Consider the following 12,628-nt stretch of genomic DNA (forward strand, 5'->3'; position numbering starts at 1 on the left):
CCTACTTTTTTCTCCGTCAAGCGAGCTCCCGTAACGGAGCGTAAAGAAGGGCAGACTGTTTGAGCGAAGCGAGTTTCTGCCCTTCAGCGGAGTGCAGGAAGCGAGTAGGAGAAAAAAGTAAGCCTTGAATTTTTCTTTGCTTCTTTCTTTTGTTTCAAGACAAAAGAAAGAAGATTGTAACACAAATGTAACATCTATGACATTTCCCTGCAACCTCGAATTCCGTCCTTTGCGGTCGAAATTACATACTACATACATTTATGGAGACAATTTACTTATGCATCCTCATTTTCCTGTTCGTCCTTGCCGTGTTCGACCTCATTGTCGGCGTGAGCAATGACGCGGTCAATTTCCTGAACTCCGCGGTAGGCGCCAAAGCCGCATCGTTCAAGACCATCCTGTTCATAGCCGGTGTCGGCATTTTCATCGGCGCCTCCCTGTCCAACGGGATGATGGACATAGCCCGTCACGGCATCTACCAGCCCGAGCACTTCTACTTTGCCGAAATCATGTGCATCCTGCTTGCCGTCATGCTGACCGACGTAGTGCTTCTCGACGTCTTCAACTCAATGGGCATGCCCACCTCCACCACCGTTTCACTAGTCTTCGAGCTACTTGGAGGAACCTTCGCCCTCGCGCTCATCAAAGTGCACAACAGCGACACCCTCGCGCTGGGCGACCTCATCAACACCGACAAAGCCCTTTCCGTCATCATGGCAATCTTCGTATCCGTAGCCATCGCCTTCTTCTTCGGAATGCTTGTGCAGTGGATTGCCCGTGTGATATTCACCTTCAACTACACTAAAAAGATGAAGTACAGCATAGCCCTCTTCGGAGGCATCGCCGCCACCTCCATCATCTACTTCATGCTCATCAAAGGGCTGAAAGACAGCTCCTTCATGACACCCGAAAACAAACACTGGATACAAGACAACACCCTGCCGCTCATCACCGTGTTCTTCGTATTCTTCACCCTGCTGATGCAAGTCCTCCACTGGCTGAAAGTCAACGTCTTCAAAGTAGTCGTGCTGATGGGCACCTTCGCCCTCGCCCTCGCTTTCGCCGGCAACGACCTCGTCAACTTCATCGGCGTTCCCCTCGCCGGTTTCTCCTCCTTCATAGACTACACCGCCAACGGATCGGGCAACCCGGACAACTTCCTGATGACCTCCCTGCTAGGACCCGCCAAAACCCCGTGGTACTTCCTGATCGGAGCCGGAGCAATCATGGTCTACGCACTCTGCACCTCCAAAAAGGCGCACGCCGTTATCAAGACCTCCGTCGACCTCTCCCGCCAAGACGAAGGCGAAGAAACCTTCGGAAGCACCCCGATAGCCCGTACAATCGTCCGTTTCAGCATGGCGCTCGCCAACGGAATCTCACGAATCACTCCGAACAGCACCAAGAAATGGCTCGACACCCGCTTCCGCAAAGACGAAGCCATCATAGCCGACGGTGCAGCGTTCGACCTTGTCCGTGCCTCCGTCAACCTCGTGCTGGCAGGCCTGCTCATCGCTTTAGGAACATCACTGAAACTTCCCCTTTCCACCACCTACGTCACCTTCATGGTAGCTATGGGAACCTCACTGGCCGACCGTGCCTGGGGACGTGACTCCGCCGTTTACCGTATCACAGGCGTACTGAGCGTCATCGGCGGCTGGTTCATCACCGCCGGAGCCGCCTTCACCATCTGCTTCTTCGTCGCCCTCGTACTTCACTACGGAGGAAACATTTCCATCATCGCCCTCATCGGCATCGCCGTGTTCATCCTGATACGCAGCCAAGTGATGTACAAGAAACGCAAAGCGAAAGAGCAAGGCAACGAGACCCTGAAACAACTGATGCAGACCACCGACAGCGAAGAAGCTCTGCAACTGATGCGCAAGCACACCCGCGAAGAGCTCGGCAAAGTGTTGGAATACGCGGAAACGAACTTCGAACTCACCGTCACCTCCTTCCTCCACGAAAACCTGCGAGGATTGCGTCGCGCGATGGGCTCCACCAAATTCGAGAAGCAGCTCGTCAAGCAGATGAAGCGTACCGGAACCGTCGCCATGTGCCGTCTCGACAACAACACCGTGCTCGAAAAAGGGCTTTACTACTACCAGGGCAACGACTTCGCCAGCGAACTGGTGTACAGCATTTCCCGTCTCTGCGAACCGTGTCTGGAGCACATCGACAACAACTTCAACCCATTGGACGCTATCCAAAAAGGCGAATTCAGCGACACGGCCGAAGACATCACTTACCTGATCCAGCAATGTCGCAGAAAACTGGAAAACAACGATTACAATAACATGGAAGAAGAAATCCGCCGCGCCAACGACCTTAACGGACAACTCTCGCTGCTGAAACGTAAAGAACTGCAGCGCATCCAAAGCCAGTCGGGAAGTATCCGCGTCAGCATGGTATACCTGACGATGGTTCAGGAAGCCCAAAACGTGGTGACTTACACCATCAATCTAATGAAAGTAAGCCGTAAGTTCCAGATCGAGACCGACTGATCTGATTTCTCCACAAAAAAATCCCCCCTTACCATTCCTTAATATCACAACGGATTAAGGTAATAGTAAGGGGGATTTTTTCATCTCTTCACTTACAAATACTAAGCGAGCCAGCTTCATTTTTCCACAAACAATAATCTACTCTTTACGGCGTCTGCATGTAAATGGTGAGGGGAAGGAGCTAAAATAATAAAAAGCCACCCATTTTGCGGGATCAATGATATTTTATTATCAAAACAAACGTTCGCAGCGCTTTCTTTATGACACGTCAAATAATCTAAAAGCAAGCAAATAATCTATACAACATTTCAAACTCCTACATCAAATCCAAAATTCACTTTCAATATGACAGCATTTAGTTAAAAACGCATTACTTTTCTTAGATTATTATAATTTGTATTATCTTTGCATCCTGTTAGAGAGAATGTGTTTTTAGTTTAACTTAAGAGAGAATTTATGAAAAGAAAATTGATGTTCTTCATGACCTTCCTATTTATAGGCATAGGTCTGGCGACAGCGCAGACATCCAAAGTGACCGGATTGGTAACATCCGAAGAAGATGGACAGCCTGTCGTAGGTGCTTCAGTATTAGTCAATGGCACCACTCTTGGTACAATCACCGATATTGACGGTAAATTTACAATCAGCAACGTACCAAGTTCCTCCAAAACCTTACGTGTTTCTTATGTGGGAATGATCCCCCAGGAAGTGACAATCAAAGAAGGAATTTTAAACATCGTGCTGCGTTCGGACGCGAAGGCGCTGGACGAGGTGGTCGTTACCGCTTTAGGTATCAAAAGAAGCGAGAAAATACTGGGTTATGCCGCTTCTACAGTGAAAAATGACGATTTGGTCGCAGCCAAGTCAGGTTCCGTGATGTCCGGACTTTCCGGAAAAATAGCCGGTGTAAACATTTCCAGCTCCGGAACGGCCGGTAGCTCACAGAAAGTAATCGTGCGCGGTTACTCCTCTTTCTCCAGCAACCAGCCGCTATACGTCATCGACGGCGTGCCGATGTCCAACAACACCAGCCTCTCCAACGACCAGGGCAACGGTGTCATTGCGGCCGGCGACGCTATCGACTTCGGTAACGGGGCAAACGACATCAACCCCGACGACGTGGAATCCGTCACCGTACTGAAAGGCGCCTCAGCCACCGCTCTCTACGGCTCGCGTGCCGCCAACGGTGTAGTGATGATCACCACCAAACGCGCCAAACAAGAGAAACTGACCGTTTCGTACGACGGCTCTTTCATGGCTTCCAACGTGCTCCGCGTGCCGCAGGAACAGGACAAGTTCGGACAAGGCTGGGGAACGTGGGACAGAAGCGAGAACGGATCGTGGGGACCTGCATTGGACGGCCGGCTCAACGAATGGGGCTCCAGCAAACTGACTACCCCGATGAAAAAGCACTACTCGTTCGTGAAAGACAATCTCCGCAACTTCTACACCACCGGATTCGAGATGAACAACAACATCAGCGTCCGCACCGGCAACGAAAAGATGGGCTTGATGCTTTCTTACGGCAACACCTCCTCTAACGGCGTGCTGCCCAACAATGCCGACAAATATGAACGTAACACCCTGTCATTCCGCGGCAACATGAAATTCGGCAAGTTCGCCGCCGACGCCAGCATCACGTATATCCGCAAAGACATGACGAAAGCCGCCGCCGGACAAGGAAACGCGGGAGCCACCATGCAGCAGGAACTGATACAGCACCCGGTGGACATCGACTATTCCGTCATGAAGGATTTCAACGACGAACGGTTCAACGGAGACAACTATTACACGTGGTACGCGCAGAACCCTTACTGGGTACTCGCCAACAATAAGAACAACTATCAGGACGACCGCATCTACGGTAAGCTGGAATTGTCTTACGAGGTCATTCCCGGTCTGAAGGCCGTAGGACGTCTCGGAGGTGACTTCACCAACTCCCGCCAGAAGCTGCGCACGGCGAAACTGACGTACGCCGACAATTCGTACAGCAGCATCGGAGGCAAATCCGAAGAAAAGGGTACTTATACCGAACGTACCGACAATTACGACCAGATCGACGCGACCCTCTTTCTGAGCGCCAACTACAATATCGGCACGGACATCACTCTCGGAGGTACGGCGGGATGGAACCTCAACCAACGGAAATCGTCTTATCTGAAGTCGTTTCTCGAAGGGCTGTTCATGGAAGGATGGTACAATCTGCAGAACGGGACCGACAAGCCCGTCAGCACCAATTACAGCGATTTGCGCAGAACAATCGGAGCCTTCGCACAGGTGGAATTCGGGTACAAGAATTTCTGGTTTGTCAACCTTTCCGGACGCAACGACTGGTCGTCTACACTGCCTATCCACCACAACAGTTTCTTCTACGGAGGAATCAACACGTCCGTCATCCTGACCGATATGTTCCCCTCGCTGAAAAACAACGTGATAGACTTCCTGAAAGTGCGCGCCGCATGGGGACAGACGGGTAACGACGCCGACGTGTACAGAACGCTGGCATACTACATCCCCGATCATATTTCATCCGGCTACGGCTATCTGGACACTCCGCTGAACGGGGCGCTGGGACTGACCGAATACAACCGCCAGCCCAACAACAACCTGAAACCGGAGAAGACTTCCGAATGGGAATTGGGCTTGACCGCCAACTTCCTCAGCAACCGCATCGGCATTGACTTCGCCTACTACGACAAGCTGACCAAAAACCAGATCATCGCGGCAGACGTCGCCCCGGAAACACGCTACACCAGTGCCGTGCGCAACGTTGGCGAAATTTCCAACAAAGGTATCGAAATCGCCCTCAACCTGACTCCGATCCGCACCAAAGAGGTGGAATGGGACTTGGGAGTCACCTTCAGCAAGAACTGGAGCAAGGTGAACAAGTTGTGGAACGAGGGGGACAAGCCTGTGACCGAATACGTATTGAAAACGGCTTACAGCGCTAACTTCGTTGCCAAAGTCGGCGAACCGCTCGGAATCTTCCAAGTGCCCGCCCTCGCTACCGTACAGGACGAGAACAGCCCTTACTACGGCAAAGTGATTGTCGATGCCAACGGTATCCCGACTACCAGCAACAGCGAAATGAAGACGATCGGTTCGTCCGCTCCCGACTTCAATATGGGCTTCAACACCCGCGTGAGCTACAAAGGATTCACCCTTTCCGCTGTGGCCGACTGGCGTAAAGGCGGTTATATGTACTCCTACACCGCACAGCTGATGCACTTCGTCGGCAACACTACCCGCTCGCTGTTCAACAACCGCGAACCGTTCGTCGTGCCCAACTCCGTAATCGCCCTCAAGGACGGAGGCTACGCCGAAAACAACCGTCCCGTGACCAGCGACAACATGAGCAGTTATTACAGCGACTCTTACTCGGACAGCCAGTTCGAGAACTTCATCATCCCGAAAGGTTATGTGAAACTGAGGGAACTGGTCTTGTCTTACTCATTCCCGAAAGCATGGATTTCCAAACTGGGTATCCAGCAGCTAGACCTGAGCCTGATCGGACGCAACCTCTTTATGTGGACTCCGAAAGCTAACAATTACGTAGACCCGGAAACCACAACTTTCGGTAACGATATCGCTTCCGAACTGGGAGAATTTGCCGCCTTGCCTTCTACGCGCAATATAGGTGGAGGTATTAAAGTTGTATTCTAAAAAAACGATCGAAGATGAAAAAATTCAAGTATTTATATATAGGTGTATTAAGCGCCATCCTGTCCGGCACGTTCACCTCTTGCGAGGACTATCTGGACGTCAACAAGAATCCGAATTATCCGGACGAATCACAAGTGACGGTAACGACGTTACTGCCGTCCGCATTCACCGGCTCGGCTGCCGTAATGGGGTATTTGTACCAACTCTACGGTTCTATGTGGTCACAGCACTACACGCAGAATCCGTCATCCAGCCAATATATCACGCTGGTCAACTATGCAATGACTTCTTCCAGCGACCTCCGTCTGTGGAGAATTCCGTACGCGGACGTTTTGCCTGATCTCGATCTCGTTATCAAGAAATCAGAAGAGGAAGGTGCGTGGAACTATTGGGTGGTCGGAAAAATCATGACCGCGTTTACTTATCACGTGCTCACCGACGCTTATGGAGATATTCCTTTCACCGAAGCTCTGAAAGGTCAGAACTGCAAATACGATGATAGTAAAACGGTGGTTTATCCCGGCATTATCAAAATGCTGAACGACGCTATCGACAAGGAAGCGGAAGCCTCTGCCAAAGGTCTGAAAACCATGAACGTGGAAGATTATATTTATGACGGGGATATCGCGAAATGGATCAGATTTGCCAAAACTTTAAAGTTGAAGTTGCTCATGAGAGACTTTGACACGAATAAGGCGGAGATAGAAACCCTGCTCGCTGCCGATGATTTCTTGAAAGACGACGCAACGGTACACTGCTTCGAGGACGTCGTAAATAAGTCCAATCCGTTCTATGAAAATGACCGCCGACAGTTGAATACGACAAATAATGTACGCGCTTGTACGACGCTGTATAATTTTTTAAACGAATATGACGATCCGCGCATTGGAGATTTTTACGAGAAGACTGCCGCAACTGATAGAACCAAATACCAAGCGATTCCTTATGGGAACAGAACTTCCAGTACATATAGCATTTCAGCAACTTCGCGTGCCGTAATCGGTGCTACCGATCCTGTTTATTATATGTCAGCGGCTGAAGCCGAATACCTGTTGGCGGAATGCTATGCACGGTTGGGAGACAAAGATAATGCAAAGACTCACTATGACGATGCTGTTGAACTCTCTTTCGCTAGATGGAACCATGACAATGAAATCGATGAATTTATTGCAGTTGGAAAACCTTACGAATTCCAAGACGCCGACGAAGAAAGTATGCTGAAATGTATCCTTACCCAAAAATGGATTGCCAGCACCCGTTGCCAGGCTTGGGATGCATGGTTCGATATCAACCGCACCGGTATTCCGGAAGTCAGCGAGTACACAACAGACGGTGATCCGGATGATTACGTTTTGGGTACACTGGCATATAACCCCAACAGTTCGTTAGCTAAGGGTCAGTTTGCTCACCGCTTCATCTACTCAAAAGAGTCATTGGACTATAATACGAATGCGCCTACGAAAGTTCCGGCAATTACCGAACCGCTGTGGTGGCATAAAAAATAATAAGGATATTGAACAATAGAAAGAAAGGATATATACATGAAACCTATTAATTATTTATTAGTCCTGATGTTCGCAATGGTCACTTTCGTGTCATGCGACACTTATGGAGACTACGAGCAGGAGTTTGCCCCTATATACCCGCTGAGCGGACAATATTACGTCAAAGTGCTGGACGAGAACAATGAGGAACTGGTTATGAGCACAATAGAGGACGATGACGAATCATACAACGTCTACGGAATTTATATGTATCTGTACAATACAGCGGATAATGATAAGGACAAGTTGTGGATCAAGTTGCCGAATACAAGCCTTTTCAAACAAGGTATTCTAGGCAAAATCAGTTGTAATGTGGAAGAACTCACCTTTAACGGGACAGCAGGCAATATGGTTGCCGACGGAACGACTCCCGTAGGGGAATTTACAGTCACTTCCGGAAAAGTCACTTTAGAAAGCGTTACGACTCCGACAAACGGAAAAGCGGACGGCATCGAAGTGAAATATACGCTGGAAGGCAAAACGTACACCATCAAAGGCTTCCGCCGCACCGGATGGGATGACGATGAAACGTGGGTTGAACCTATTACTACTGACGATGATGCATCCGGCTCTCAACCATAAGAACTGATTTCTCCCCCCTCAAAAAAAGGGGGGGATATATCAAAACGCAGATTAACGCAAGTTAGCATAGATTATTTAAACAGACTCCAAGTCTTGACTAATTCATTTCAATTAATATGTCAATTGATATTCAATTGACATATTAATCAATGACTTATAGAATCTTTTCTATGATAATTTGCGTTAATCTGCGTTTTATTATTCATTTACCACTGCAAATCGGGCAGATATTTACTCAGTGTACCGCGAAGAACCCCTAGCGTAATCGGCTTCACCAGCACTTCCGTAGCTCCCGCCTTCATCGCATTTTCCTTATCCGAACTGAAAGCGTAGGCAGTTTGCATGATAATGGGAATCGTAGTGTTGGACTCACGAATAATTTTCGTCGCTTCCAGCCCATTCATCAGCGGCATTTTAATGTCCATCAACATCGCTTTGGCATCTTCCCCGTGTGTTTGAAATAAATTTACCATTTCTTCTCCGTTCCGTGCCCACATGATATCACATTTTTTACCTATGATCGCTTTAATCAGTTTAAAGTTACTGTCGTCGTCTTCAGCCACAAGTATAAGCGGTCTGAATTCATATGTTTGCGTACCTTCCATATTGTTTAGTATATTATTTTCCATCTATATCTTTTTAAGCCAACATCCTATTTCAACAAGCTTATATCCTGTCTCAACAAGTTAATATCCTATTTCAGCCCGCAAGATATAAAAAATATTCATATATTTCGCTATCTTTGCGCCTCAATTTAAAAGAATAATATGATTTCTGTAGACGGACTGGCCGTAGAATTTGGCGGCACGACTTTATTTAGTGATATCTCTTTCGTTATTAATGAAAAAGACCGCATCGCCCTGATGGGGAAAAACGGAGCGGGAAAAAGTACACTGCTCAAGATTCTGGCAGGCGTGAGGCAACCTACACGCGGCAAGGTCTCTGCACCGAAAGAGTGCGTGGTGGCCTATCTGCCCCAACACTTGATGACGGAGGACGGACGCACGGTGTTCGACGAAACGGCACAGGCTTTCGCGCATCTGCACGAGATGGAAGCGCAAATCGAGAAACTGAACAAGGAGTTGGAAACACGGACGGACTACGAAAGCGACAGTTATATGGCTCTGATCGAGGAAGTGTCCTCCCTAAGCGAGAAGTATTATTCAATCGACGCCACGAACTACGAGGAGGATGTAGAGAAAGCGTTGCTCGGACTCGGTTTCCGCCGGGAAGACTTCGGACGTCAGACGAGTGATTTCAGTGGCGGATGGCGGATGCGCATCGAGTTGGCGAAGTTGCTGTTGCAGAAACCGGACGTGCTGCTGCTCGACGAGCCGACGAACCATCTTGACATCGAGTCTATCCAATGGCTGGAAGATTTCCTGATCAATAACGGCAAGGCGGTAATTGTCATCAGCCACGACCGCAAGTTTGTCGACAACATCACGACCCGCACCATCGAAGTGACGATGGGGCGCATCTACGACTACAAAGTAAACTACTCACAATATCTCCAACTGCGCAAGGAACGCCGCGAACAGCAACAGAAGGCGTACGATGAGCAGCAGAAGTTCATCGCCGAGACGAAGGAGTTCATCGAACGTTTCAAGGGGACGTACTCGAAGACCTTGCAGGTACAGAGCCGTGTGAAAATGCTGGAGAAACTGGAATTGCTGGAGGTGGACGAAGAGGACACTTCCGCTTTGCGTCTGAAATTTCCGCCTTCCCCCCGTTCGGGCAGTTATCCGGTCATCATGGAGAATGTTGGGAAAACGTATGGAGAGAAGGTGGTGTTCAAGGGCGCCAATCTGACGATTGAGCGCGGAGACAAGGTGGCGTTCGTCGGCAAGAACGGCGAGGGTAAGTCTACGCTTGTCAAATGTATCATGCGGGAAATAGAGCACGATGGCACGCTGACGCTGGGACATAATGTACAAATCGGGTATTTTGCACAGAATCAGGCTTCACTGATGGACGAGAATCTGACTGTGTTCCAGACGATTGACGACGTAGCGAAAGGGGAAATCCGAAACAAGATCCGCGACTTGCTGGGTGCTTTCATGTTTGGCGGTCCGGAAGAGTCGATGAAGAAAGTGAAAGTGCTTTCGGGTGGAGAGCGTACCCGCCTGGCAATGATCAAGCTATTGCTGGAGCCGGTCAACCTTCTCATTCTGGACGAGCCGACGAATCACCTCGACATGAAAACAAAGGACATCCTGAAACAGGCGTTGCTCGATTTTGACGGCACGCTGATTGTCGTTTCGCACGACCGTGATTTCCTCGACGGACTGGTATCAAAGGTTTATGAGTTTGGCAATCAGAAGGTGACGGAACACCTCTGCGGTATCTATGAATTCCTCGAAAAGAAAAAGATGGATTCGTTGCAAGAGCTGGAAAAGAAATAATAAATAATAAAAAGAAGGGGTCGGCTTCCGGGAGAAGATAAAGAATTTGTATCTTTGCGCAGGATGAAAGGGAAAAAAAGAATCATAGTAACTCTGCTGTTTTTTATCAACATTATCATGTTGGTGGCAGCCGTTATTCCCCATCATCACCACCCTAACGGAATGATTTGCATGAAGCAGGACTTGCCCGTAGAGCAACAATGCCCCAAGCATCATCATCATCCGGGAAGCGACACCTGTTGCAACAGCGAGTGTCTGACACGCTTTCAGTCGTCCATCCCATCCATACACAGCTATAGCAGTCCGGATTATGTATTTATCGCTACGCTGTTCACCGATGTCATTATCGAACATTTACTACGCCCGCAGGAGAAACGGGTAAAGAACTATTACGTCTTCCGAGACTCTCTGCATGGCACGGATTTCTACCGTGCCACCTCGCTTCGCGCACCTCCCTACTCTGTTTTCGCTTAAAAACGCTCTTGCAAGTCAGTTGCAAAGGCGTTGTAGCTAATCTTTGCAAGTCAGTTGGAACGTCAATTCATCTTTGCAAGTCAGTTGCAAGAACCTTGCCGTATTTTTGCAGTATGAATCTGCAACAACAAAAAGAAAACAAAAAACTTAAGTAGGAAATATCATTTATGAAGAAACTTATTTTTTTCGGAGTGCTGGGTTTATTTATCCTTGCCTCTTGTAATAGTACCGTCACACATACACACAACGAGCATGATCATGAGGCGGAAGGACATAATCATGCCACAGAAGATCACGACCACAGCGCCCACGGGAATGAATCCGGTGAAGGGCACAGTCACGAAACAGCAGACAGCCACCTCGAAACGGCCGAAGCGCATAGTGACGAGATCATCCTTCCGAAAGTGAAAGCCGAAGCAGCCGGAGTAAAGGCTAGTATCATCGAGCCCGCTCCTTTCCAACAGGTCATTAAAACCAGCGGACAAGTACTTGCTGCTCAGGGGGACGAATCGGTTGCCGTAGCTACCGTAGCCGGCGTTGTTTCTTTTCGTGGAAAAGTGACGGAAGGAATGAGCGTCGGCAGCGGCACACCGTTGGTCACCATTTCTTCAAACAATATAGCCGACGGTGACCCGGTGCAACGTGCCCGCATCGCCTACGAAGTGTCGAAGAAAGAGTACGAACGGATGAAAGCCCTTGTCAAAAACAAAATCGTATCCGACAAGGAATTTGCACAGGCGGAGCAGAATTACGAGAACGCCCGCATCAGCTACGAGGCCCTTTCGAAGAACCATTCGGCTATCGGACAAAATATCACAGCTCCCATCGCAGGCTATGTGAAAAGTATACTGGTGAAAGAGGGGGACTACGTGACCATCGGACAACCACTGGTTAGCGTGACGCAGAACCGCCGTCTGTTCCTCCGCGCCGAAGTGTCGGAAAAGTACTACCCGTACCTCCACACAATCAGCTCCGCCAATTTCCAGACTCCTTATAATAATAAGGTATATGAACTGCAAGCGCTCAACGGCAAACTCCTGTCTTTCGGGAAAACTGCCGGAGACAATTCTTTCTACGTGCCTGTCACCTTCGAGTTCGATAACAAAGGTGAAGTGATTCCCGGCTCATTCGTAGAGGTTTTCCTGCTCTCGTCGCCAATGGAAAACGTAATTTCCCTTCCACGCACCGCATTGACGGAGGAACAAGGGATCTACTTTGTATATCTGCAACTGGATGAGGAAGGGTACAAGAAACAGGAAGTGACCGTAGGAGCCGACAACGGAAAAAATGTCCAGATCCTATCCGGCGTGAAAGCGGGCGACCGCGTTGTGACCGAAGGAGCGTACCAGGTAAGACTGGCCAGTGCAAGCAATGCCATCCCCGCACACAGCCACGAACACTGATTAAATGAAGAATGAATCTTCATCCTTAATTCCTCATTCATAATTCTTAATTT

8 protein-coding genes are annotated in these 12,628 nt (G+C 49.0%); 7 read left to right on the plus strand and 1 reads right to left on the minus strand.

Annotated features, from left to right (window positions below):
- The first annotated feature begins 260 nt into the window (after nucleotides 1-260).
- From GD630_RS20160 to GD630_RS20175, 4 genes are all read left to right on the plus strand, one after another.
- A complete protein-coding gene (locus tag GD630_RS20160; protein WP_143865033.1) occupies nucleotides 261-2,504 on the plus strand; it encodes an inorganic phosphate transporter in 2,244 nt (747 codons plus the stop codon).
- Nucleotides 2,505-2,960: 456 nt separating this feature from the next.
- On the plus strand, nucleotides 2,961-6,167 hold the full coding sequence (locus GD630_RS20165) for a SusC/RagA family TonB-linked outer membrane protein (RefSeq protein WP_143865032.1): 3,207 nt from the start codon (nucleotides 2,961-2,963) through the stop codon (nucleotides 6,165-6,167).
- A 14-nt stretch (nucleotides 6,168-6,181) separates the two neighbouring features.
- Complete coding sequence (locus GD630_RS20170; protein WP_143865031.1) at nucleotides 6,182-7,672, plus strand: SusD/RagB family nutrient-binding outer membrane lipoprotein; 1,491 nt, start codon at nucleotides 6,182-6,184, stop codon at nucleotides 7,670-7,672.
- Nucleotides 7,673-7,708: 36 nt separating this feature from the next.
- Nucleotides 7,709-8,293: a lipid-binding protein gene (locus GD630_RS20175; RefSeq protein ID WP_143865030.1), complete on the plus strand. Its 585-nt coding sequence runs from the start codon at nucleotides 7,709-7,711 to the stop codon at nucleotides 8,291-8,293.
- A gap of 206 nt (nucleotides 8,294-8,499) precedes the next feature.
- Here GD630_RS20175 and GD630_RS20180 read toward each other — a convergent pair whose 3' ends face one another.
- Nucleotides 8,500-8,898, minus strand: a complete 399-nt coding sequence (locus GD630_RS20180) for a response regulator (protein ID WP_143865080.1) — start codon at nucleotides 8,896-8,898, stop codon at nucleotides 8,500-8,502.
- Nucleotides 8,899-9,060: 162 nt separating this feature from the next.
- Between GD630_RS20180 and GD630_RS20185 the strand changes: the two genes are divergently transcribed.
- From GD630_RS20185 to GD630_RS20195, 3 genes are all read left to right on the plus strand, one after another.
- Nucleotides 9,061-10,698 carry an ABC-F family ATP-binding cassette domain-containing protein gene (locus GD630_RS20185; RefSeq protein ID WP_007751596.1) on the plus strand — a complete coding sequence of 546 codons (1,638 nt, stop codon included), beginning with the start codon at nucleotides 9,061-9,063 and terminating at the stop codon, nucleotides 10,696-10,698.
- Between the two features lie 63 nt (nucleotides 10,699-10,761).
- Entirely contained in the window at nucleotides 10,762-11,172 is a 411-nt protein-coding gene (locus tag GD630_RS20190) for a DUF6769 family protein (protein ID WP_143865029.1), read from the plus strand.
- 167 nt (nucleotides 11,173-11,339) lie between these two features.
- A complete protein-coding gene (locus GD630_RS20195; RefSeq protein WP_143865028.1) occupies nucleotides 11,340-12,575 on the plus strand; it encodes an efflux RND transporter periplasmic adaptor subunit in 1,236 nt (411 codons plus the stop codon).
- The last annotated feature ends 53 nt before the right edge of the window (nucleotides 12,576-12,628 follow it).

Source organism: Bacteroides zhangwenhongii (genome assembly GCF_009193325.2).
In the GTDB taxonomy this organism is placed as follows: Bacteria; Bacteroidota; Bacteroidia; order Bacteroidales; family Bacteroidaceae; genus Bacteroides; species Bacteroides zhangwenhongii.